Annotated in this window: 20 protein-coding genes; 19 read left to right on the top strand and 1 reads right to left on the bottom strand. The window is 72.2% G+C overall.

Translation table 11 applies throughout. From position 1 onward, the window contains the following. The first annotated feature begins 9 nt into the window (after positions 1-9). The 3 genes from ACQB60_RS08265 to ACQB60_RS08255 all read left to right on the top strand — a co-directional run bounded on the left by ACQB60_RS08265 (position 10) and on the right by ACQB60_RS08255 (position 2,332). A complete protein-coding gene (locus ACQB60_RS08265) occupies positions 10-135 on the top strand; it encodes an MFS transporter small subunit (protein WP_496925643.1) in 126 nt (41 codons plus the stop codon). Between the two features lie 392 nt (positions 136-527). After that, complete coding sequence (locus ACQB60_RS08260; protein WP_496925168.1) at positions 528-1,475, top strand: beta-ketoacyl-ACP synthase III; 948 nt, start codon at positions 528-530, stop codon at positions 1,473-1,475. A gap of 182 nt (positions 1,476-1,657) precedes the next feature. Further along, complete coding sequence (locus ACQB60_RS08255; protein ID WP_496925167.1) at positions 1,658-2,332, top strand: GntR family transcriptional regulator; 675 nt, start codon at positions 1,658-1,660, stop codon at positions 2,330-2,332. Between the two features lie 185 nt (positions 2,333-2,517). Here the strand turns inward: ACQB60_RS08255 and ACQB60_RS08250 are convergent, their stop codons facing one another. Beyond that, complete coding sequence (locus ACQB60_RS08250) at positions 2,518-3,699, bottom strand: low temperature requirement protein A (protein ID WP_496925166.1); 1,182 nt, start codon at positions 3,697-3,699, stop codon at positions 2,518-2,520. Positions 3,700-3,933: 234 nt separating this feature from the next. On the opposite strand from ACQB60_RS08250, the gene ACQB60_RS08245 reads away from it, so the two are divergent. From ACQB60_RS08245 to ACQB60_RS08170, 16 genes are all read left to right on the top strand, one after another. After that, positions 3,934-5,115: an ROK family transcriptional regulator gene (locus ACQB60_RS08245; RefSeq protein ID WP_496925165.1), complete on the top strand. Its 1,182-nt coding sequence runs from the start codon at positions 3,934-3,936 to the stop codon at positions 5,113-5,115. 170 nt (positions 5,116-5,285) lie between these two features. After that, entirely contained in the window at positions 5,286-6,860 is a 1,575-nt protein-coding gene (locus tag ACQB60_RS08240) for a sugar ABC transporter ATP-binding protein (protein WP_496925164.1), read from the top strand. Next, positions 6,857-7,864 (top strand): ABC transporter permease, encoded by a 1,008-nt coding sequence (locus tag ACQB60_RS08235; protein WP_496925163.1) that lies wholly within the window; start codon positions 6,857-6,859, stop codon positions 7,862-7,864. Before ACQB60_RS08240 ends, ACQB60_RS08235 begins: the two co-directional genes overlap by 4 nt. A 70-nt stretch (positions 7,865-7,934) precedes the next feature. After that, positions 7,935-8,987 (top strand): substrate-binding domain-containing protein, encoded by a 1,053-nt coding sequence (locus ACQB60_RS08230; protein WP_496925162.1) that lies wholly within the window; start codon positions 7,935-7,937, stop codon positions 8,985-8,987. A gap of 12 nt (positions 8,988-8,999) precedes the next feature. Further along, a complete protein-coding gene (locus ACQB60_RS08225; protein ID WP_496925161.1) occupies positions 9,000-10,256 on the top strand; it encodes a Gfo/Idh/MocA family protein in 1,257 nt (418 codons plus the stop codon). A gap of 12 nt (positions 10,257-10,268) precedes the next feature. Further along, on the top strand, positions 10,269-11,270 hold the full coding sequence (locus tag ACQB60_RS08220; RefSeq protein ID WP_496925160.1) for a sugar phosphate isomerase/epimerase family protein: 1,002 nt from the start codon (positions 10,269-10,271) through the stop codon (positions 11,268-11,270). A gap of 276 nt (positions 11,271-11,546) precedes the next feature. Then, positions 11,547-14,015 (top strand): PQQ-dependent sugar dehydrogenase, encoded by a 2,469-nt coding sequence (locus ACQB60_RS08215; protein ID WP_496925642.1) that lies wholly within the window; start codon positions 11,547-11,549, stop codon positions 14,013-14,015. 18 nt (positions 14,016-14,033) lie between these two features. Further along, positions 14,034-15,422 carry a ThuA domain-containing protein gene (locus tag ACQB60_RS08210; protein ID WP_496925159.1) on the top strand — a complete coding sequence of 463 codons (1,389 nt, stop codon included), beginning with the start codon at positions 14,034-14,036 and terminating at the stop codon, positions 15,420-15,422. A 91-nt stretch (positions 15,423-15,513) separates the two neighbouring features. Beyond that, positions 15,514-16,869, top strand: a complete 1,356-nt coding sequence (locus ACQB60_RS08205; protein ID WP_496925158.1) for an inositol-3-phosphate synthase — start codon at positions 15,514-15,516, stop codon at positions 16,867-16,869. Further along, complete coding sequence (locus ACQB60_RS08200; RefSeq protein WP_496925157.1) at positions 16,866-17,930, top strand: SCO3242 family prenyltransferase; 1,065 nt, start codon at positions 16,866-16,868, stop codon at positions 17,928-17,930. Before ACQB60_RS08205 ends, ACQB60_RS08200 begins: the two co-directional genes overlap by 4 nt. A 32-nt stretch (positions 17,931-17,962) precedes the next feature. Then, complete coding sequence (locus ACQB60_RS08195; protein ID WP_496925156.1) at positions 17,963-18,997, top strand: sugar phosphate isomerase/epimerase family protein; 1,035 nt, start codon at positions 17,963-17,965, stop codon at positions 18,995-18,997. Beyond that, positions 18,994-19,656, top strand: a complete 663-nt coding sequence (locus tag ACQB60_RS08190) for an EboA domain-containing protein (RefSeq protein WP_496925155.1) — start codon at positions 18,994-18,996, stop codon at positions 19,654-19,656. Before ACQB60_RS08195 ends, ACQB60_RS08190 begins: the two co-directional genes overlap by 4 nt. Then, on the top strand, positions 19,656-20,507 hold the full coding sequence (locus ACQB60_RS08185; protein WP_496925154.1) for a TatD family hydrolase: 852 nt from the start codon (positions 19,656-19,658) through the stop codon (positions 20,505-20,507). The genes ACQB60_RS08190 and ACQB60_RS08185 overlap by 1 nt, the downstream gene beginning before the upstream one ends. Positions 20,508-20,511: 4 nt before the next feature. Beyond that, entirely contained in the window at positions 20,512-21,681 is a 1,170-nt protein-coding gene (gene eboE, locus ACQB60_RS08180; RefSeq protein WP_496925153.1) for a metabolite traffic protein EboE, read from the top strand. After that, complete coding sequence (locus tag ACQB60_RS08175) at positions 21,678-23,090, top strand: alkaline phosphatase family protein (RefSeq protein ID WP_496925152.1); 1,413 nt, start codon at positions 21,678-21,680, stop codon at positions 23,088-23,090. Before eboE ends, ACQB60_RS08175 begins: the two co-directional genes overlap by 4 nt. A gap of 45 nt (positions 23,091-23,135) precedes the next feature. Beyond that, positions 23,136-24,194: a sugar phosphate isomerase/epimerase family protein gene (locus ACQB60_RS08170; protein WP_496925151.1), complete on the top strand. Its 1,059-nt coding sequence runs from the start codon at positions 23,136-23,138 to the stop codon at positions 24,192-24,194. The last annotated feature ends 47 nt before the right edge of the window (positions 24,195-24,241 follow it).

Below are 24,241 nucleotides of genomic sequence, written 5' to 3'. Positions count from 1 at the left end.
GCCGCCCCCGTGGCCCCCGCGGTCCCGCCCCGTCGCCGGGCACTGATCACCGCGGCCTGGCTCTGGGTGCTCGCCCCGCTGGGTTACGGTCTGTACGAACTCGTACGGAAGGCGACACAGCTGTTCACCGGGTGACGCCCCGCGCCGGGGTGGCCGGGGTGACTCCTGGCGCCGAAGGCCAGTAGAAAACCGGTCAACGAGCCGGTATTGGCTGGATCTGATCGGCATATGCGCTGGTCAACTGGCCTACCAGGAAGCCCGGTTCGGGCTTCCAAGCCGCTTTCAATACCCCTGCCGACGTGCCTTTGTTGTGGGATCCTGACCGCGGTGCGGTGATGTTCGGTCACGCTCCGCTCAACGCGTGCACAGGTCCGTGCGTCTCTTCACCAGGTGGCGGAATTGATGAGATCCATCCAAACCCGCTGCCGCATTCCTGTCGCTTTACGTGCACGGTTACCCATCAGTCTCTGACCAGACTGGTGGGTCCCGCAGCTCCGGCAACTCGGCATAAAAGGGGGATCCGCTCCATGCATGGCTCGCGCGTCACGTCCGTCGGTCACTATCAACCGTCCGGTGTGCTCACCAACGAGGACCTTGCCGCCATGGTCGACACCAGCGATGAATGGATCCGGTCGCGGGTGGGCATCCGCACCCGTCACATCGCGGGCCCGGAGGAGCCCGTCGACGAGCTGGCCTGGCACGCGGGGGCCAAGGCGCTCGCCGCGGCGGGTCTGACGCCCGACGGCGTCGACCTCGTGGTGGTGGCCACCTCGACCGCCGTCGACCGCTCCCCGAACATGGCCGCCCGCGTCTCCGCCCGCCTCGGCATCCCGGCCCCCGCGGCCCTCGACGTGAACGTGGTGTGCGCCGGGTTCACCCACGCCCTCGCCACCGCCGACCACGCGGTACGGGCGGGCGCCGCGACCCGCGCCCTCGTCATCGGCGCCGACAAGATGTCCTCCATCGTGGACTGGACCGACCGCAGCAGCTGCGTCCTCGTCGGGGACGGCGCCGGAGCGGCCGTCGTCGAGGCGTGCGAGCCGGGCCAGGAACCCGGCATCGGGCCGGTGCTGTGGGGCTCGGTGCCCGAGATGGGCGACGCCGTGCGGATCGAGGGCGAGCCGCCGCGCTTCGCGCAGGAGGGGCAGAAGGTGTACCGGTGGGCGACGACGCAGCTGCCGCCGCTGGCCCGGCAGGCGTGCGAGCGGGCCGGGTTCGCCCTGGACGAGATCGCCGCGGTCGTCCTGCACCAGGCCAACCTGCGCATCGTCGAACCCCTCGCCGAGCGCATCGGCGCGGTCAACGCGGTGGTCGCACGCGACGTCGTCGACTCCGGCAACACCTCGGCCGCGAGCGTGCCGCTCGCCCTCTCGAAGCTGGTGGAGCGCGGCGAGATCGTCACCGGGGACCCCGTCCTGCTCTTCGGGTTCGGCGGCAACCTGTCGTACGCGGGACAGGTGGTGCGCTGCCCGTAGGCGGGTGGTGCGTCCCTTGCGGCAGCGGGTCGGGCGCCTCCTCGTGGCGGCGGGTGGCCCGGCGAGTTCGCGCGTGTGACTGGCTCAACTGCCCCTGGCCCTGGTCATTGTGCTCCGTAGACTGTAGACAAAAGGCAATGGGGCGTTGGCCGAAACCGCACACCGGGGCCAGAGGGGGCGTGATGTTGTCCGCAGGACTGCCACAGGGGGCCGTGCCCAGACTGGAGCGGCCCGGTCCGCTGCGGGAGCGGGTCTACGAGGCGCTGCTCGAACTCATCACGACCCGCGCCCTGCAGCCGGGCCAGCACCTGGTGGAGAGCGAACTCGCCGGGCACCTCGGGGTGTCGCGGCAGCCCGTACGGGAAGCGCTGCAGCGTCTCAACACCGAGGGCTGGGTCGATCTGCGCCCCGCACAGGGCGCGTTCGTGCACGAGCCGACGGAGGAGGAGGCGGACCAGCTCCTCACCGTCCGCACGCTCCTGGAGGCCGAGGCCGCCCGGCTCGCCGCCGCCAACGCGGGCACGTCCGGGATCACCGCCCTCGAAGAGCTCTGCGCGAAGGGCGAACAGGCCGTCGCGGACGGGGACGTGGACCTGGTCGTCGCGACGAACGCGGCGTTCCACGGCAAGGTCATGGAGCTCGCGGGCAACCTGGTCCTCGCCGAGCTCGCGGGGCAGGTGGACCGGCGGGTCCGCTGGTACTACACGCCGGTGGCTCGGCAGCGGGGCAAGCAGTCCTGGATCGAGCACCGGGCGCTGATCGCGGCGATCGCCGCGCGTGATGAGCGGCGGGCCACGGAGGTCATGCGGGCGCATACGGAGCATACGAGGGAGACGTACCACCACCGCGAGGGCTAGCCGCCGGGAACTGGTCCCTCTCCGTCGCTCCGCGACGGAGCTTTGCTGCGGCTCCGCCGCGTGGCTTCCCCGCCGCTCCGCGGCCCTGACTCTCCGCGGCTCCGCCGCGTGACTTCCCCGCCGCTCCGCGGCGGTCTCCCACCCGCCCACCCGTATCTCTCTCACGCGGGTGGGCGGATGTGCTCTCACGCGGGGGCGGTGTGTTCGCTCTCACGTGGTGCCGTCTCCGTCGCCAGCATCGTCACCAACACCACCACCAAGCCCAGGAGTTCCGCCACCGCCGACAAGCCCGTGCCCAGGAGCGTCGTCGCGAGCGTGACCGGAACCGCCGTCGCGCGGTAGCGCAAGGGGCCGAACCGCAGGGCACGGCGGAACGCCACGTCGCCCGCGAGGAACAGGGCCACGCCGCCCGCGAGCGCCAGCGCGGGAGCCGTGGGCAGGGACTCGGTGAGGTGGCCGATCGACTTCTTCACGCCCGCCGCGAAGAACGCGATGCCGAGGAGCATCGGCAGGAACGCGTAGTAGTACGCCCGGATCGCGAGGGCGAACCGGCGCGTGGGCGGCGTGCGGGCGAACACCGCCTCCGCCGCGCCCTCGTCACGCACGAAGTACGTCCACCACAGCGCCGCCGCGACGGCGAGCGCCAGAAACGCACCGGCCGCGAGCTGCCCGGTGATCCGCAGGTCGCCCGCGCCGACCCCGATCGCGACGATCGACTCCCCGAGCGCCACGATGAGGAGGAGGCCGTGCCGCTCGACCAGGTGGGTGGCGCTCAATCCGCCCAGGCGCAGGCCGAGTTGGCCGAGGCCCGGCGTGGCCGTCCCGGTCGCGGTCTTCTCCCGCCGCGTCGCCCTCACGATCACTCGCGGTGTCGCGATCTGGAGGATGAGGGCGAGGAGCCACAGGGCCTCCGCGGTGCGGCCGTCCGCCGCGCCCGCCCCCGTCACCGCGAGCGCGCCCAGGATGTTGGGGAGCGCGAACCATGCCACGTCCCGGCCGTGCATCAGCGTGTAGAGGGCCGTGTGGACCACCACGACGAGGAGGTAGCCGAGGCCGAAGGGGACGCCGCCCGCGCCGAACACCGTCGGCACCGCGAGCGCGCATACGAGGAAGCCGCCCATCCCGATGATGAGGAGGAGCCGGCGCCAAGGGCGGTCGGGCGGTACCTGGTTGGTGAGATAGGCGTAGGCGTCGTACATCCAGAAGACGACCGTGAAGACGAGGACCACGCGGCCCGCGTTGGCCCAGGACAGCTCGTGCGTGAGCAGCACGGTCAGCTGGGTCAGCGTGAAGACGAAGACGAGATCGAAGAAGAGCTCCAGCGTGCTGACGCGGCGCCCGGCCCCAGCGGTGACGTCCGCCTCCATCTGTTCCCCCTGTTGAGTTGATCGTGAGAGTGCGGCCGTCACACCAGCAGGTCGACGGCCGCCTGTCCAGCCTTTGTCCTGTCAGGGGAGAAAGTCACCGCCATTTACTGCGCAACTTCTTCCCAGTCCGCGCAGCCGCTGCTACGTTCCCCTCGAAAGCCAGCCGGAGAGGCCCAAGGCCGAGAGGCCCAAGGCCGAAAGGCCCGATGAGGCGGGGAGGGGCGCGTGAGACGTATGACGGCTCGACCCGCCAACGCGCACCAGGCGCGGCTGCTGAGGCTGCTGCGTGACGGTGGGCCCAACTCCCGTGCCCAGCTGGGCGATCAGGTCGACCTCTCGCGGTCGAAGCTGGCCGTCGAGGTGGACCGGCTGCTCGAGACCGGCCTCGTGGTCGCCGACGGACTCGCCGCCTCGCGCGGCGGCCGCCGCTCCCACAACATCCGGCTCGCCCCCTCGCTCCGCTTCCTCGGCGTCGACATCGGCGCGACCTCGGTCGACGTCGCCGTCACCAACGCCGAGCTGGAGGTCCTCGGGCACATCAACCAGCCCATGGACGTCCGGGAAGGGCCGGTGGCTGTCTTCGAGCAAGTGCTCGCCATGGCGGGGAAGTTGCGGGCTTCCGGGCTCGCGGAGGGGTTCGACGGCGCCGGGATCGGTGTTCCGGGGCCTGTCCGCTTCCCCGAGGGCGTTCCGGTGGCCCCGCCGATCATGCCGGGCTGGGACGGATTTCCCGTACGGGAAGCGCTCAGCCAGGACCTCGGCTGCCCCGTCATGGTCGACAACGACGTGAACCTGATGGCCATGGGGGAGCAGCACGCGGGCGTCGCACGCTCCGTGGGCGACTTCCTGTGCGTGAAGATCGGCACCGGGATCGGCTGCGGCATCGTCGTCGGCGGTGAGGTCCACCGCGGCACGACGGGCAGCGCGGGCGACATCGGGCACATCCAGGTCGAGCCCGACGGGCGGCCCTGCGCCTGCGGCAACCGGGGCTGTCTGGAGGCGTACTTCAGCGGCGCGGCCCTCGCCCGCGACGCGGCCGAGGCCGCCGCCCAGGGGCGCTCCACGGAGCTCGCCGCCCGACTGGAGACGGCGGGTTCGCTGAGCGCCGTCGACGTCGCCGCGGCGGCCGCCGCCGGGGACGCCGCCGCCCTCGACCTCATCCGCGAGGGCGGCAACCGCACCGGCCAGGTCATCGCCGGGCTCGTCAGCTTCTTCAACCCCGGCCTCGTGGTGATCGGCGGCGGCGTGACCGGCCTCGGCCATACGCTGCTGGCCGCGATCCGCACCCAGGTCTACCGCCAGTCGCTGCCCCTCGCGACCGGCAACCTCCCCATCGTGCTCGGTGAGTTGGGACCCACCGCCGGAGTCATCGGCGGCGCCCGGCTCATCAGCGACCACCTCTTCTCACCCGCGTAACCACGCTTCACGAGCACGTCTCACCACCGCGCCCCACGAGCACGCCCCACGAGCACGTCTCACCACCTCACCACCCGCTTCACGGCGAGCACCAAACCGCTCCCGTCCTTGCACAGCGCCCTGCCCTGCCCTGCCCTGAATCCGGCCAGCACCCGCGTAGGGGACCCGCCATGGCACCAGAACCACCGCTGCTCACCATGTCCGGCATCACCAAGTCCTTCCCCGGCGTCCGCGCCCTCGACGGCGTGGACCTCACCGTCCAGGCGGGCGAGGTGCACTGTCTCCTCGGCCAGAACGGCGCGGGGAAGTCCACGCTCATCAAGGTTCTGGCCGGGGCCCATCAGCCCGACGACGGCGAGATCACCTGGCGCGGCGCCGCCACCCGGCTCCGGTCGCCGATCGCCGCCGTGCGCCTCGGCATCGCCACCATCTACCAGGAGCTCGACCTGGTCGAGCACCTCTCCGTCGCCGAGAACGTCTTCCTCGGGCACGAGCCGACGACCGCCGGATTCGTCGTACGGGGGCGGGAGGCCCGCGCCGCAACAGGCAAGCTTCTCAAGCGACTTGGGCACGGGGAGATCGCTCCGGGCGCCCTCGTCGGGGAGCTGTCCGCCGCCCAGCAGCAGATCGTCTCCATGGCCCGCGCCCTCTCCCACGAGGTGCGCCTCATCGTCATGGACGAGCCCTCCGCCGCCCTCGACCCGGACGAGGTAGACAACCTCTTCCGCATCGTCGGGGACCTCACCGCCGACGGCGTCGCCGTCGTCTACATCTCGCACCGCCTGGAGGAGATCCGGCGCATCGGGGACCGCGTCACCGTACTCAAGGACGGGCGCGCCGTCGCGGGCGGACTGCCCGCCAAGTCGACGCCGACCCGCGAGGTCGTCGCGCTGATGACGGGGCGCAACGTCGAGTACGTCTTCCCTGACCGGCCGAAGAGCCAGCAGGGCCAGCAGGGCCAGCAGGGCCAGCAGGGCCAGCAGGGTCAGGAGGCCCAACTGGACGTGTCGCCGCCCGTGTTGAGCGTGCGCGGACTCGCCCGCGACGGGGAGTTCGCACCCCTCGACCTGGACCTGCGGCCCGGCGAGATCGTCGGCCTCGCCGGGCTCGTGGGCTCCGGTCGCTCCGAGATCCTGGAGACGATCTACGGGGCGCGGAAGCCGACGGGCGGTCAAGTCGCCGTGCACGGGCGCGTGTTGCGGCCGGGCAGCGTGCGGGCCGCCGTGCGGGCCGGGCTCGGGCTCGCGCCCGAGGAGCGCAAGGCGCAGGGGCTGCTGATGCTGGAGTCCGTCACCCGCAACGTGTCGGTCTCCTCCATGTCCCGCTTCGCGCACGCCGGTTGGATCGACCGCAGGGCCGAGCGGGAGGCCGCCCGGGCCGCGACCCGCGAGCTGTCGCTGCGGCCCGACCAGCCCTCCGCTCCCGTGCGCACCCTCTCCGGCGGCAACCAGCAGAAGGCCGTCCTTGCCCGCTGGCTGCTGCGCGGCTGCAAGGTGCTGCTGCTCGACGAGCCGACCCGCGGCGTCGACGTCGGCGCCCGCGCCGAGCTGTACGCGGTGATCCGCCGCCTCGCGGACGAGGGGCTCGCCGTCCTCCTCGTCTCCAGCGAAGTCCCCGAAGTCCTCGGCCTCGCCGACCGCGTCCTGGTGCTCCGCGAGGGCCGCGTCGTGCACACCGCCCCCGCACGCGACCTCGACGAACACCGCGTACTCGACCTCGTCATGGAAGGGAGCCCGGCGTCATGACGCAGCCCGCATCGCCCGCCCGGCCCGTCGCCCCGAAACGCGCCCCCGCCGAGCACCGCCCCCGCGTCATCCGCTTCGACGTGCGCACCCTGTCGCTGCTCGGCGTCCTCGCCGTGCTCGTCCTGATCGGCGGCATCACCCAGCCCGACTCGTTCCTGGACACCGACAACGTCCAGCTGATCCTCACCCAGGCGTCCGTCATCGGCGTCGTCACCGTCGGCATGACCTTCGTCATCATCTCCGGCGGCATCGACCTCTCCGTCGGTGCGATCGTCGCGCTCGCCTCCGTGTGGGCGACGACGGTCGCCACCCAGGAGTACGGCTTCGCGGGCATCCTCTTCACCGCCGTGATCGTCGGTCTGGGCTGCGGCCTCGTCAACGGACTGCTCATCGCGTACGGCGGGATCGTCCCCTTCATCGCGACGCTCGCCATGCTGGCCTCCGGCCGCGGACTCGCCCTCCAGATCACCGACGGCAAGACTCAAATGGTCACCATCGACTCGGTGTTGAAGCTCGGCGAGCGCGACGCGTACGTCCTCGGCATCCCGCCGCTCGTGATGGTCTTCGCCGCGGTGACCGTGATCGGCTGGCTGCTGCTGAACCGGACCACCTTCGGGCGGCGCTCCGTGGCCGTCGGCGGGAACGCGGAGGCCGCGCGGCTCGCCGGGATCGACGTGCGCCGCCAGCGGCTCTACCTCTATCTGCTGTCCGGGCTGTGCTGCGGCATCGCGGCCTTCCTGCTGATCGTCCTGGCCGGCTCCGGCCAGAACACCAACGGCAACCTGTACGAGCTCGACGCCATCGCCGCCACGATCATCGGCGGCACCCTCCTGACCGGCGGCCGGGGCACCATCACCGGCTCCGTCCTCGGCGTCCTGATCTTCACGACGATCCAGAACATCTTCGCGCTCAACAACCTGGAGACCGCGGTCCAGCAGATCGCCAAGGGCGCGATCATCGTCGCCGCCGTCCTCGTCCAGCGCCGCACCGCCACCTCCGTCTGAAGCCGGCTGCGGCAGCCGTAGCCAGCCGAAGCAGCCGTAGCCACCTGAAGCCACTTGAAGGGCCATCGCCATGCCAGAGTCACCACAGTTCGCCAGTCGCAGAGGACTGCTCTTCGGCACCGCCGCCGTGGGTGCGGGCGCCCTGCTCACCGCCTGCACCAGCAACGACACGAAGGACGACGGCTCCGACAGCGCCAAGGACCAGCCCGTCGCCGACGACAAGCCCGGCAAGCACGTCACCATCGGCTTCGCCGGACCGCAGGCCGACCACGGCTGGCTCAACGCGATCAACGACAACGCCAAGGAGCGCGCGAAGAAGTACTCCGACGTCAGCCTGGAGGCGACGGAGGGGTCCAACGACACCGCCGCCCAGATCGGGCAGATCGAGACGCTGATCAACAAGAAGGTCGACGTCCTCGTCATCCTCCCCGCCGACGGCAAGGCCCTCACCCAGGTCGGCCTGAAGGCGATGAAGGCCGGCATCCCCGTCGTGAACCTCGACCGGGTCTTCGCCACCCCGCAGGCGTACCGCTGCTGGGTCGGCGGCGACAACTACGGCATGGGCCTCAACGCGGGCCGCTACATCGGCGAGAAGCTCAAGGACAAGAAGGACGCGAAGGTCGTCGAGCTTGCCGGGCTCGACAACCTGGAGCTCACCAAGCAGCGCACCAAGGGCTTCGACGACGCCCTGAAGAACTACCCCAACATCAAGAAGGTGGCGCGGCAGGCGGCGGAGTTCACCGTCGAGTCCGGGCAGTCGAAGATGTCCCAGCTGCTGCAGGCACAGAAGGACTTCGACGCCCTGTGGAACCACGACGACGACCAGGGAGTCGGCGCCCTGCGCGCCATCAAGCAGGCCGGGCGCGACGACTTCCTGATGGTCGGCGGCGCGGGCGCGCTCTCCGCCCTCCAGGAGATCAAGCAGGACCGCGGCGTCCTGAAGGCCACCGTCCTCTACCCGCCCACCATGGCCGCCTCCGCCATCGACCTGGCCCGCGCCCTCGGCCAGAGCAAGGGCGTGAGCGGCATGGCGGAACAGGAGATCCCCGCCTTCATCACGCTCTACTCGGCCGTCGTCGACAAGGACAACGTCGGCCAGTACATGTCCACCGGCTTCAAGTAGGAGGTGCGTCGCATGCGAGAGACGGAGCAGTCGGAGGGGTCGGAGGAGTCGGGGCGGGACGGCGCGGGCAAGCGGGCGCTGGGGGTGGGCATGGTCGGCTACGCCTTCATGGGCGCGGCCCACTCCCAGGGCTGGCGCACCGTCGGCCGCGTCTTCGACCTGCCGGTCCAGCCGGTCCTTGCCGCGGTCTGCGGGCGTGACGGCGCGGCCGTGCGCGCCGCCGCCGACCGGCTCGGCTGGGCGGCGGCCGAGACCGACTGGCGGGCCCTCATCGCCCGCGACGACGTGGACGTCGTGGACATCTGCACCCCCGGCGACAGCCACGCCGACATCGCGATCGCCGCTCTGGACGCGGGCAAGCACGTGCTGTGCGAGAAACCCCTCGCCAACACCGTCGAGGAGGCCGAGGCGATGGCCGAGGCCGCCGAACGGGCCCGCGCCCGCGGCCGGATCGCCATGGTCGGCTTCAACTACCGCCGGGTGCCCGCCCTCGCCCTGGCCCGCCGCATGGTGCGCGAGGGCCGCCTCGGCACCCTGCGCCACATCCGCCTCGCCTACCTCCAGGACTGGCTGGTCGACCCCGCCTTCCCGCTCACCTGGCGGCTGCGCAAGGACCGCGCGGGCTCCGGCGCCCTCGGCGACCTGGGCGCGCACATCGTGGACCTCGCGCAGTACCTGGCGGGGGAGCCGCTCGCGGGCGTGTCGGCGCTGACCGAGACGTTCGTACGGGAGCGGCCGCTGCTTGACGGGGCGTCGAGCGGTCTCGCGGCCACCGGCGCGGGGCGGCCCGCGGACGTGGGCCCGGTGACCGTCGACGACGCGGCGGTCTTCACCGGCCGCCTCGCCTCCGGCGCCCTCGCCACCTTCGAGGCGACCCGCTTCGCCGCCGGCCGCAAGAACGCGCTGCGCCTCGAACTCAACGGCTCCGACGGCTCGTTGGCCTTCGACCTGGAGCGCCTCAACGAGCTCTCGTACCACGACCACACCGAACCCGCGTCGTCCTCCGGCTTCCGCCGCATCCTCGTCACCGAGCCCGACCACCCCTACCTGGACGCCTGGTGGCCGCCGGGCCACGGCCTCGGCTACGAGCACACCTTCGTGCACCAGGCCCGCGACCTGCTGCACGCCATCGCCACCGGGGAGCACCCCGCACCGTCGTTCGCGGACGGGCTGTCCGTGCAGCGGGTCCTCGCGGCTGTGGAGGAGAGCGCGACGAAGAACTCGGTCTACACGACGATCCCCGCCGGTCCCGCCAATATCCCCGCCTGAGGAGGCCAGCCGATGCCACGCCCGTACACGCTCTTCACCGGTCAGTGGGCGGACCTGCCGCTCGAGGAGGTCTGCCGCCTCGCCCGCGACTTCGGCTACGACGGCCTCGAACTCGCCTGCTGGGGCGACCACTTCGAGGTCGACAAGGCCCTGGCCGACCCCGCCTACCTGGACGGGCGGCACGCGCTGCTCGACAAGTACGGCCTCAAGTGCTGGGCGATCTCCAACCACCTGGTGGGCCAGGCGGTCTGCGACGCCATCATCGACGAGCGCCACCAGGCGATCCTCCCGGCCGCGGTCTGGGCCGACGGGGACGCGGAGGGCGTCCGGCGGCGGGCCGCCGCCCGCATCAAGGACACGGCCCGCGCGGCCGCGGCCTTCGGCGTCGACACGGTCATCGGCTTCACCGGTTCCTCGATCTGGCACCTGGTCGCGATGTTCCCGCCCGCGCCGGAGTCGATGATCGAGCGCGGCTACGAGGACTTCGCGGAGCGCTGGAACCCGATCCTGGACGTCTTCGACGCGGAGGGCGTCCGCTTCGCCCACGAGGTGCACCCCAGCGAGATCGCCTACGACTACTGGACGACGCACCGCGCCCTGGAGGCGGTCGACCACCGCCCGGCCTTCGGCCTGAACTTCGACCCCTCGCACTTCGTGTGGCAGGACCTGGACCCGGTCGGCTTCCTCCTCGACTTCCGCGACCGCATCTACCACGTCGACTGCAAGGAGGCACGCAGGCGCCTGGACGGCCGCAACGGCCGCCTCGGCTCCCACCTCCCGTGGGGAGACCCGCGCCGCGGCTGGGACTTCGTCTCGGCGGGCCACGGCGACGTCCCCTGGGAGGACGTCTTCCGCATGCTGCGCTCCATCGCGTACGAGGGCCCGATCTCGGTGGAGTGGGAGGACGCGGGGATGGACCGCCTGCAGGGGGCGCCGGAGGCGTTGACGAAGCTGAAGGCGTACGACTTCGACCCACCGAGCGGCAGCTTCGACGCGGCCTTCGGGTCGGACTAGCCCGTCCGGCGCTCGGGTCGGGGAGGGTCCAGGGGCGAAGTCCCTGGTTACGGGAAGGGGCGGGGCGGGGTGGACTCCCCCTGCCCGCTCCCACTTTGTCCCGCCCGAGGAGAAAGCCCAACTTCCCCTCTGCGCAAGGGCTTCCAGCCAAAGACAAAGCTCGCTACCGTCCCTGAGATGTACAGGACATGAACCTCCCCGGGGTGACGGCGCACCCCGGTGCACGCAGACACGCAACGCACCCGCTCCGTACACCCCTCCCGGAGGAGAACCGTGCTGCACAGGACCCGCCGCCCAAGACGCCGTAAGACACTCGCCCTGCTCACCGCCCCCCTCCTCATGGGTGCGACCCTCACCCTCGCCGCCCCGCACGCGGGCGCCGCACCCAAGGACCCCGCCACCGGCGCGGGAGCGTCGGCCGCCGAGGACTTCCAGCAGGTGACCCTCGCCAAGGGCGAGCCCGAGATGGGCGAGCCCATGACGCTCGCCGTGCTTCCCGACCGCTCCGTCCTGCACACCTCCCGCGACGGCACCCTGCGCCTCACCGACGCGAACGGTGACACCAGGACCGCGGGCAAGATACCCGTCTACTCGCACGACGAAGAGGGCCTCCAAGGCGTCGGCATCGACCCGAAGTTCAGCACCAACCGGGCGATCTACCTCTACTACGCCCCGCCCCTGGACACCCCCGCGGGCGACGCCCCGAACGAGGGCACCGCCGACGACTTCAAGAAGTTCGACGGCGTGAACCGCCTCTCCCGCTTCACGCTGAAGGACGACGGCACCCTCGACGCGGCCAGCGAGAAGAAGGTCCTCGACGTCCCCGCCAACCGCGGCATCTGCTGCCACGTCGGCGGCGACATCGACTTCGACAAGGACGGCAACCTCTACCTGTCGACGGGCGACGACTCCAACCCCTTCGCCTCCGACGGCTTCACCCCCATCGACGAGCGCGCGAACCGCAACCCCGCCTACGACGCCCAGCGTTCGGCCGGCAACACCAACGACCTGCGCGGCAAGATCCTCCGCATCAAGGTCGCCGACGACGGCTCGTATACCGTCCCCGGCGGCAACCTCTTCGCGCCCGGCACGGACAAGACCCGCCCCGAGATCTACGCGATGGGCTTCCGCAACCCCTTCCGCATGAGCGTCGACAAGCCCACCGGCACGGTCTACGTCGGTGACTACGGCCCCGACGCGGGCGCCGCCGACCCGAAGCGGGGACCGGCGGGACAGGTCGAGTTCGCGCGCGTCACCAAGCCCGGCAACTACGGCTGGCCGTACTGCACCGGCAAGAACGACGCCTACATCGACTACGACTTCGCCACCTCCACCTCCGGGTCGGCCTTCAACTGCGCCGCCCCGAAGAACGAGTCGCCGCACAACACCGGCCTCACCGACCTGCCGGCCGCGCAGGAAGCCTGGATCCCCTACGACGGCGGGTCCGTGCCCGAGTTCGGCACCGGCTCCGAGTCGCCGATGGGCGGCCCCGTCTACCGTTACGACGCGAACTCCGACTCCAAGGTCAAGTTCCCGCAGGCGTACGAAGGCAACTTCTTCGCCGGTGAGTTCGGGCGGCGCTGGATCAAGCGCATCGACCAGGGCACGGACGGCACCGTGAAGACCATCAACGCCTTCCCCTGGAAAGGCACCCAGGTGATGGACATGGCCTTCGGGCCCGACGGCGCCCTGTACGTCCTCGACTACGGCACCGGCTACTTCAACGGCGACGAGAACTCCGCCCTCTACCGCATCGAGAACGCCACCGAAGGACACTCCCCGGTCGCCGAGGCCGCCGCCTCCGTGACCAGCGGACAGGCGCCCCTGAAGACGAAGTTCACCGCCAAGGCCACCGACGCCGACGGCGACCAGCTCAGCTACGCCTGGGACTTCGGCGACGGCGGCAAGTCCACCGAGCAGAACCCCACGTACACGTACAAGAAGAACGGCACCTACACGGCGACCGTCACCGTCAAGGACACGACGGGACGCACCGGCACCGCCAGCGCCCACGTCACCGTCGGCAACACCGCGCCCAAGGTGACCCTGCAACTCCCCGGCGACGGACAGCTGTTCACCTTCGGCGACAAGGTGCCCTTCAAGGTGAAGGTGACCGACCCGGAGGACGGCACCATCGACTGCGCGAAGGTGAAGGTCACCCACATCCTCGGCCATGACAGCCACGGCCACCCGGTGACGTCCGCCAACGGCTGCGAGGGCACCATCCAGACCTCCGCCGACGGCGAGCACGACCCGAACGCGAACATCTTCGGGGTCTTCGACGCCGAGTACACCGACAAGGGCGCAGGCGGCCAGCCCGCGCTGACCACCCACGACCAGAACATCGTCCAGCCCAAGCACCGCCAGGGCGAGCACTACGGCGACTCCAAGGGCGTCTCCGTCATCAACCACGCCCCGGCCCACGGCGGCAAGACCGTCGGCGACATCAACAACGGCGACTGGGTCTCCTTCAAGCCCTACATCCTCGGCAACGCCACCTCCCTGACCGCCCGCGTCTCCTCCGCCGGATCGGGCGGCACCCTGGAGATCCGCAGCGGCGCCGCCGACGGCAAGCTCCTCGGCAGCGCCAAGGTCGACCCGACCGGCGGCTGGGAGACCTTCAAGGACGTCAGCACGCCCCTCACCGCGCCCCCGAAGGGCACCACCACGCTCTTCCTCGTCTTCAAGGGCGAAGGCACGGGCGCGCTCTACGACGTCGACGACTTCACCCTCACCACCGGCTGAGCGAGAGGAGTGACCACGATGCGCGCACACACACGAATCGTCACCGCCGCCGCGGCGGCCGCCCTGCTCATCGGCTGCACCTCGGGCCCGGCCGCCTCCAGGCCGGGCCCGGGGAAGCCGGGCAAGCCCGGCAAGGACGCCCCCCGCGTCCTGGTCTTCTCCAAGACCGCGGGCTTCCGCCACGACTCGATCCCCGACGGCATCGCCGCCGTCAAGGACCTGGGCGCCGCGAACGGCTTCACCGTCGACGCGACGGAGGACGCCGGGGCCTTCACGGACGCCAACCTCGGCAAGTACGCCGCCGTCGTCTGGCTCTCCACGACCGGCGACGTCCTCAACTCCGCGCAGCAGACCGCCTTCGAGGGCTACATCCGGGGCGGCGGCGGATACGTCGGGGTGCACGCCGCCGCCGACACCGAGTACGACTGGCCCTTCTACGGCGGCCTCGCGGGCGCCTGGTTCCAGTCGCACCCGGCGATCCAGCCCGCCAAGGTGAACGTCGAGGACCACGCCCACCCGGCCACGGCCCACCTCGGCGACGTCTGGAACCGCACCGACGAGTGGTACAACTACCGCTCCAACCCCCGGGACCGCGCACGGGTGCTCGCCTCGCTCGACGAGTCCTCCTACACCGGCGGCACCATGTCCGGCGACCATCCCATCGCCTGGTGCCAGGAGTACGAGGGCGGCCGCTCCTTCTACACGGGCGGCGGCCACACCAAGGAGTCCTACGCCGACCCCGCCTTCCGGCAGCACCTGCTCGGCGGGGTGCGCTGGGCGATCGGGGCGGCCCAGGCCGACTGCCGCCCGGAGAAGGGCTACACCAAGCTCTTCGACGGCACGGCGGAGTCGCTGGGGAACTGGAAGCAGGCGGGACCCGGCTCCTTCGAGCTGAAGGACGGCACGCTCACGACCACCGGCGGCATGGGCATGCTCTGGTACGACCGGCGCGAGCTCGGCTCGTACTCCCTGAAGCTCGACTGGCGCATGGAGGGCGACGACAACTCCGGTGTCTTCGTGGGCTTCCCGCCCTCCGACGACCCGTGGTCGGCCGTCGACAACGGCTACGAGATCCAGATCGACGCCACCGACGTACCGGAGAAGACCACCGGCTCCGTCTACGGCTTCCAGTCCGCCGACCTGAAGGCGCGCGACAAGGCGCTGAACCCGCCGGGTCAGTGGAACACCTACGAGATCAGAGTCGAGGGCGAACGCCTGCGCATCTATCTCAACGGCGTGCAGATCAACGACTACACGAACACCGATCCGGCGCGCAGCCTGCTCCAGGGCCACATCGGCATCCAGAACCACGGCGCCGACGACCAGGTCTCCTTCCGCGACATCAGGGTGAAGGACCTGCCGTCGGAGCCGGGTTCCGCCACGGCCCCGGGCTCCGGGGGCCACTAGGGCGGCGGCGGGCGGAGGACGCCGGACCTCCGCCCGCCGTCTCACGCCGCTCCCCTTCCCACCACCCGCTTCGGCCGCACGGGAGGCATCCGTGTCCACTGTCATCACCCCGCCCTCCACTGATGTCTCACCTCCTTCCGTCCCTCCCGTCGGCGTCTGGCTGATCGGCGCGCGCGGCTCCGTCGCCACCACGGCCGTCGCGGGCTGCGCGGCCGTCGCCGCCGGACTCCACCCACCCACCGGCATGGTCACGGAGACCCCGGCCTTCACCGACTGCGGCCTGCCCGCCCTCACCTCCCTCGTCTTCGGCGGCCACGACACCACCGACTGCCCGCTGCCCAAACGCGCCGAGGCCCTCGCCGCCGGGGGAGTGCTCCCGCACGCCCTGCCCGCCGCCCTGCACGCCGAACTCGCCGCCGCCGACGCCGAGATACGCCCCGGCGGCCCCCACCCCGACGACACCCGCCCCGACGCCGAACTCATCGCCGCCTTCGCCGCCGACATACGGGACTTCACCCGCCGCCGGGGCCTCGCGCGCACCGTCGTGGTGAACGTGGCCTCGACGGAACCGGCACCAGCACCGGCACCGGCACCAGCACCGGCACCGGCGCCGGACGCCACCGCCGGACCGGACGCGCGGCTGCCCGCCAGCTCGCTCTATGCCGCCGCCGCGCTTCAGGCGGGCTGCTCCTACGTGAACTTCACCCCCTCCACGGGCCTCCACCACCCCTCCCTGCTCGGCCCGACCGGACTGGCCGGGGTGTCGACGGCCTCCGCCCCGCCCCACGCGGGCCGCGACGGCAAGACCGGCCAGACCCTGCTCCGCTCCGTGCTCGGCCCGATGTTCGCCCAGCGCGCCCTCGCCGTCCGGGCCTGGTCGGGCACCAACCTCCTGGGCGGTGGCGACGGCGCGGCCCTCGCCGACCCCGCCGCGGCCGCCGCCAAGAACGCGGGCAAGGAACGCGTCCTCGTCGACACCCTCGGCACCGGAACCGCGCCCGAGGGCGAGGTTCACATCGACGACGTCCCGGCCCTCGGCGACTGGAAGACCGCCTGGGACCACATCGCCTTCGACGGCTTCCTCGGCGCCCGCATGATCCTCCAGACGACCTGGCAGGGCTGCGACTCGGCCCTGGCCGCCCCGCTGATCCTGGACCTCGCCCGCCTCCTCTCCCGCGCCCACGAGACCGGCCTGACCGGGCCCCGCCCCGAACTCGGCTTCTACTTCAAGGACCCCGACCCCGGCGCCCCCGCCGGACTGGGGGACCAGTACGCGGAGTTGGTGCGGTTCGCGGGGCGGTTGCGGGGGAGTGCGGATCCCGGGGCGGACCCCGGGTCGGAGCCGGAGCGGGAGCGGGAGTCGAGGTCGGTGCCGGAGTCGGGGGCGGGGGCGGTGCCGGAGTCGGGGTCGGGCTCGGGGTCGGGCTCGGCGTGGGCGTCCCGATGAGCGCCCGAGCCCGTGGCGAGGGGCGTGACCGTGGTCGTGTCCGTGGGCGCGCTCGCGCCTGGGCCGAACTCCTGCGCCTGCCCGCCCTGTTCACCGTGCCGGGCGACGCCCTGGTCGGCGCCGCGGCGACGGGACTGCGCCCCAACCGCCGTACGCTCCTCGCCCTCACCTCCTCCCTCTGCCTCTACGAAGCGGGCATGGCCCTCAACGACTGGGCGGACCGCGCCGAGGACGCCGTGGACCGCCCCGAGCGGCCCATCCCCTCGGGCCGCATCGCCCCCGCCGCGGCCCTCGCGGCGGCCACGGCTCTCACCGGGGCGGGCCTGGCCGTGGCCGCCCGCGCGGGCCGCCCCGCCCTGGCGGTGGCCACCACCCTGGCGGCCACGGTGTGGGCGTACGACCTGGGCCTGAAGCGGACCTGGGCGGGGCCGGTGGCGATGGGGGCGGCGCGAGGGCTGGACGTGGTGCTGGGTGCGGCGGGGACGGGGAGTGCCGCACGCCCGGTGGGGTCGGGTGGCCCGGCACGCCCGGTGGGGTCGGGTGGCCCCGCACTCGCGGTGGGGACGGGCAGCACCGCACCCCCGACGGGGGCGGGGAGTGCCACACTCCCCGTTCGGCGCGCCCTCCCCGCCGCCGCGGCCATGGCCGTGCACACCCTCGCCGTGACGGCCGTCTCCCGCCGCGAGACCCAGGGCGGCTCCTCCGCACCACCCCTGGCCGCGCTCGCCACGACGGCCGCCCTCGCCCAGCTCATCGGCCGGGGCGGCCCGCCCGAACGGCCCGCCGGGACTCCCGGACGCATCACCACCCTCGGTACCCGCCCCGCCCTGCGCGAGGCCCTCGCCGCCGGCTACGCGGCGACCGCCGCCCGGCCCCTCTTCCACGCCGCCCTCAACCCCTCACCCCCGCTCACCCAACGCGCGGTCGGCGGCGGTATCCGCGCCCTCATCCCGCTCCAGGCCGCGCTCTGCGCCCGCGCCGGAGCACCCCGCACGGCCCTGTTCGCCGCCGCCCTCGCCCCGGCGGCCCGGAAGTTCGCGAAGAAGGTGAGTGTCACGTGACCGGTGACAGCAGCGGTGGCAGGAGCGGCGACATGAGCGGTGGCACGAGCGACGACATGAGCGGTGGCACAGGCGGCGCCACAGGCGGTGCCTTGGGCCACGGCCCGAGAGGACCCCTGCGCCCCCTCCACCTCGGCTACGGCACCAACGGCCTCACCGACCTCCGCCTCGAAGACGCCCTCCACCTCCTCGCCGACCTCGGCTACTCCGGCGTCGGGCTCACCCTCGACCACATGCACCTCGACCCCCTCGCCCCCGACCTCGCCGCCCGAACCCGGCACGTGGGGCGGCTCCTTGAACGGCTCGACCTCTCCGTCACCATCGAGACCGGCGCCCGCTACGTCCTCGACCCACGGCGCAAGCACGGCCCCTCTCTCCTCGACCCCGACCCGGAACAGCGCGCCGCCCGCGTCGAGTTGCTCACCACCGCCGTACGCGTCGCCGCGGAACTCGGCGCCCACGCCGTGCACTGCTTCAGCGGCATCACCCCCGACGGCACCGACGAACCCACCGCGTGGGAGCGCCTCGCCGACGCCCTCGGCCCCGTCCTCGACGTTGCCACCGACAGCGCCGTGCCGCTCGCCGTCGAACCCGAACCCGGCCATCTCCTCGCCACCCTCGCCGACTTCCACCACCTGCGCACCGCACTCGGCGACCACCCCGCCCTCGGCCTCACCCTCGACATCGGCCACTGCCAGTGCCTCGAACCCCTCTCTCCCGCGGACTGCGTGCGCGCCGCCGCACCCTGGCTGCGGCATGTCCAGATCGAGGACATGCGCCGAGGCGTCCACGAACACCTTCCCTTCGGCGACGGAGAGATCGACTTCCCCTCCGTGCTCCACGCCCTGGCCGCCACCGGCTACCAGGGGCTCACCGTCGTCGAACTGCCCCGCCACTCCCACGCCGGTCCCCAACTCGCCTCCCAGTCCATCGAGTTCCTGCGGCGCGCGGCCCGGCTCGCCCAAGCCGCCGCACCCGCGGAGGCTGCCGAAGCCCCCGCACCCGCCCCGGCCGCCGCCCAGGCCCCCGTCGCCGTCGTCGCGGCCGCCGAAGGAGGAGCCCCGTGACCGACCTCCCTCCCGTCGCCCCCCTCCGCGCCCATCTCGACGCCGCCCTCGCCGGAGCCGCCCGCGCCTGGCTCGACCAGGCCACCGACGAAGCCGCAGCCCACCACGAGGACCCCGGCCAAGGACCCGTACCCTCCTGGGAGTTGCGCTTCGCCGAGGCCGGGCGGCGCTGCGGAGCCGAGCACGCGGACGCCGCCCGCGTCGTCCTCCTGCACACCGCCCGCGCCGACACCACGACGCTCGACCGCCTCTACTCCCGGGGCACCGCCGCCGAACGCCGTGCCGTCCTGCTCGCCCTGCCCCACCTGGTACCGGACGCCGAAGCCCTGCCGCTGGTCGAGGACGCCCTGCGCACCAACGACACCACGCTCGTCGCCGCCGCCCTCGGCCCCTACACCGCCGCGCACCTCGCCCCGCACGACTGGCGGCACGCCGTCCTGAAGTGCCTGTTCACCGGCGTGCCCGTCGATGCCGTCGCCGGCCTCGCACGCCGTGCCCGCGGAGACGCCGAACTCGCCCGGATGCTCGGTGACTTCGCGCACGAGCGCACCGCCGCGGGCCGCCCCGTCCCCGGTGATCTGCACCGCGTCCTGGCCCTGACCACGCCCGCCCCCGACCGGGCGACGGGGGAACGGGCACCTGAGGCAGAGGAGTCCTGATGCGCATCTTCGACCCGCACATCCACATGACCTCCCGCACCACCGACGACTACCAGGCCATGCACGCCGCCGGTGTCCGCGCCGTCGTCGAACCCTCCTTCTGGCTCGGCCAGCCCCGCACCTCGCCCGCGTCCTTCTACGACTACTTCGACTCCCTCCTCGGCTGGGAGCCCTTCCGCGCCGCCCAGTACGGCATCGCCCACCACTGCACGATCGCCCTCAACCCCAAGGAGGCGAACGACCCGCGCTGCACGCCCGTCCTCGACGAGCTGCCCCGCTATCTGGTCAAGGACAACGTCGTCGCGGTCGGTGAGATCGGCTACGACTCCATGACCCCCGCCGAGGACACCGCGCTCGCCGCCCAGCTCCAGCTCGCCGCCGACCAGGCGCTGCCCGCCCTCGTGCACACCCCCCACCGCGACAAGCTCACCGGACTGCACCGGACCCTCGACGTCGTACGGGAGTCCGCGCTGCCGCCCGGGCGGGTCCTCGTCGACCACCTCAACGAGACCACCGTCAAGGAAGCCAAGGACAGCGGCTGCTGGCTCGGCTTCTCCGTCTATCCCGACACCAAGATGGACGAGGAGCGGATGGTCGCGATCCTGCGCGCCTACGGCCCCGAGAAGGTCCTCGTCAACTCCGCCGCCGACTGGGGCAAGAGCGACCCCCTCAAGACCCGCAAGGTCGCCGACGCGATGCTCGCCGACGGCTTCGACGAGGACGACGTCGACCTCGTGCTGTGGCGCAACCCCGTCGCCTTCTACGGACTGAGCGGCCGCCTCCGACTCGACGTCCAGGAAACGGACGCGGCCACCCACGAGGGGAACTCCATCCTGCGCGGCGGGGCGTGAGCCCATGCGCTTCCGCCACCCCGACGGCTCCACCGTCCACCTCGCCTACTGCACCAACGTCCACCCCGCGGAGACCCTCGACGGAGTCCTCGCCCAACTCCGCGACCACTGCGAGCCGGTGCGCCGACGCCTCGGCCGCGACCGCCTCGGCATCGGCCTGTGGCTCGCCAAGGACGCCGCCCACGCCCTCGTCACCGACCCGGCCGCCCTGCGCGGCCTGCGCACCGAACTCGACCGGCGCGGCCTCGAAGTCGTCACCCTCAACGGCTTCCCCTACGAAGGCTTCGGCGCCCAAGAGGTCAAGTACCGCGTGTACAAGCCCGACTGGACCGACCCCGAACGGCTCTCCCACACCACCGACCTGGCCCGCCTGCTCGCCGCGCTCCTCCCCGACGACGTCAGCGACGGCAGCATCTCCACCCTCCCGCTGGCCTGGCGCACCCCCTTCGACAGCGGCCGGGCGGAGGCGGCCCGCACCGCCCTGCTCACCCTCGGACAGCGCCTCGACGCCCTCGCCGAACTCACCGGCCGCTCCCTCCGCGTCGGCCTCGAACCCGAACCCGGCTGCACCGTGGAGACCACCGCCGACGCCATCGCCCCGCTCACCGCCATCGGCCACGACCGCATCGGCCTCTGCGTCGACACCTGTCACCTCGCCACCTCCTTCGAAGACCCCGGGACAGCGCTCGACGCCCTCGCCGCCGCCGGCATCCCCGTCGTCAAGACCCAGCTCTCCGCCGCCCTGCACGCCCCCCACCCCCGGCTCGCCGCCGTACGCGAGGCACTCGCCGCCTTCGACGAACCCCGCTTCCTGCACCAGACCCGCACCCGCACCCCCGACGGACTCCACGGCACCGACGACCTCGGCGAGGCCCTCGCCCGCGACGCCCTGCCCGACGCGGCCCCCTGGCGCGCCCACTTCCACGTCCCCCTGCACGCGGCCCCCGCCCCGCCCCTCACCTCCACGCTCCCCGTCCTGAAGGACGCCCTCGCCCGGCTCGTCGGCGAGCCGCACCCGCGCACCCGCCACCTCGAAGTCGAGACCTACACCTGGCAGGCCCTGCCGCCCGAGCTGCGCCCCCGCACCCGGCCCCAGCTCATCGACGGCATCGCCGCCGAACTCACCCTCGCCCGCGACCTGTTGACGGACCTCGGCCTCAAGGAACTCCCATGACCGCACCCGGAAGCGAGCCCACTCCTCTCCTCGTCCTGGACGTCGTCGGCCTCACCCCCCGCCTCCTCGACCACATGCCCCACCTCAAGTCCCTCGGCCAGTCCGGCTCCCGGGCGCCGCTCGGCACCGTCCTGCCCGCCGTCACCTGCGCCGCCCAGTCCACCTTCCTCACCGGCACCATGCCCGCCGAGCACGGCATCGTCGGCAACGGCTGGTACTTCCGCGAACTCGGCGACGTCCTGCTGTGGCGCCAGCACAACGGCCTCGTCTCCGGCGACAAACTGTGGGACGCCGCCCGCCGCACCTACCCCGGCTACTCGGTCGCCAACATCTGCTGGTGGTACGCCATGGGCGCCGACACCGACATCACCGTCACCCCCCGCCCCGTCTACTACGCCGACGGCCGCAAAGAACCCGACTGCTACACCCGGCCCCCGGCCCTGCACGACGAACTCACCGAGGAACTCGGCACGTTCCCCCTCTTCCACTTCTGGGGCCCCGGCGCCGACATCGTCTCCAGCCAGTGGATCATCGACGCCACCCGGCACATCCTCGCCACCCGCCCCGTCGACCTGGCCCTGTCCTACCTCCCCCACCTCGACTACGACCTGCAGCGCTACGGCCCCGACGACCCCCGCGCCCACCAGGCCGCCGCCGACCTGGACACCGCACTCGCCCCGCTCCTCGACGACGCGCGCACCCAGGGCCGTACCGTCGTCGCGCTCTCCGAATACGGCATCACCCGCGTCTCCCGCCCCGTCGACATCAACCGAGCCCTGCGCCGGGCGGGCCTGCTGGAAGTCCACACCCAGGACGGCATGGAGTACCTCGACCCCATGACGTCGCGCGCCTTCGCCGTCGCCGACCACCAGATCGCCCACGTCTACGTCCGCCGCCCCGAGGACCTGGACGCCGCCCGCGCCGCCCTCGCCGACCTGCCCGGCATCGAGCAACTCCTCGACGACGAGGGGAAGAAGGCCCACCAGCTCGACCACCCCCGCTCGGGCGAGCTCGTCGCCCTCGCCGAACCCGACGCCTGGTTCACGTACTACTACTGGCTCGACGACGCCCGCGCGCCCGACTTCGCGCAGCTCGTGGAGATCCACCGCAAGCCCGGCTACGACCCGGTCGAGCTCTTCATGGACCCGCACGACCCCTACGTCAAGGTGAAGGCCGCGGGCGCGCTCGCCCGCAAGAAGCTCGGGATGCGCTACCGCATGGCGGTGGTGCCCCTGGATCCCTCACCTATTCGCGGCAGCCACGGCCGGCTCCCCGACGACCCGAACGACGGTCCGCTCATCCTGTGCTCCACCCCCCACGCCCTCACCGGCCCCCTGCGGGCCACCGATGTGAAGTCACTGCTGCTCCAGCTGGCCGGCCTCGCACCCCCGCCGACCACAGCCAACTGAACCAGACACCACTGACAACGCCCCGCCACCACAAGGAGTTCCCGCATGCCCCGCACACCCCAGGACCCAGAACTCGGCCGCAGACTCAGCCGCCGCGGCATGCTCGGCGTCGCCGCGGGAGCCTCCGCCGCGGCCGTCGTCGGCGCCGCCGCGAACCCGGCCGCCGCACTCCCCGCGACGGACGGCGCCGAAAGCCGCGACCGCGGCCGTGGTGGCCGCCCCGTACTGCCTCCGGGCCGGCTCGGCATCCAGCTGTACAGCCTGCGCGACAAGGTCTCCACCCTCGGCTTCGCGCCGGTCTTCGCCGAGCTCGCCAAGTACGGCTACGACGAGGTGGAGTTCGCCGGCTACACCCAGGGCAGCGCGGGCCCGATCACGCTCGCCCAGCTCAAGCGGCTCGCCGCCGACCACGGCCTGAACCCCATCGGCAGCCACGTCGGCTACTACGCCGACGGCGACCCGAACGCCTACACCTTCGCCCAGAACCTGAACAAGGTCCTCGACGAGGCCCAGGCGCTCGGCCTCAAGCACATCGGCACCGCGTCCGGCCCCTGGCGCTACGGCAGGACCGTCGACGGCTGGAAGCGCTGTGCCGAGGAGTTCAACACCTACGGCGCCGCGGCCAGGAAGCGCGGCATGAAGTTCTACCAGCACAACCACGGCGACGAGTTCTCCTTCGCCACCGACCGCCCCGACGTGCGGCTCTACGACGTGCTGCTCGCCGAGACCGACCCGGACCTGGTCTTCCTGGAGATGGACATCTACTGGGCCTACACCGCCCAGTTCCGCTTCTCCAAGCGCCCGGACGGCACCCCCGCCCCCTTCGAGCCCCTGGACTACGTACTGAAGCAGCCGCACCGCTACCCGCTGTTCCACGTCAAGGACGGCATCCGCGACGACACCGCCCCCGACGGCTACCGCATGGTCGACGTGGGCGACGGCGACATCGACTACAAGACGTTCCTCTCCCGGGTCGGCCGCACCCACCACGGGCGCCGCTACCACCACTGGCAGACCGAACACGACAACCCCGTCGAGTCGTTCGCCTTCGCCCGCAAGTCCAGCGACCACCTGCACGGGCTGCGGGAGAGGTGCGGCGAGTAGAGCACCGTGCGTGGCGGGGTGGTCGACCGCACCCGACTCACCCCGCT

The organism is Streptomyces odontotermitis (assembly GCF_050510915.1).
Classification (GTDB): Bacteria; Actinomycetota; Actinomycetes; order Streptomycetales; family Streptomycetaceae; genus Streptomyces.
Note: the sequence above shows the minus strand (reverse complement) of the source record. Positions and strands in the feature narration are given on the sequence as shown.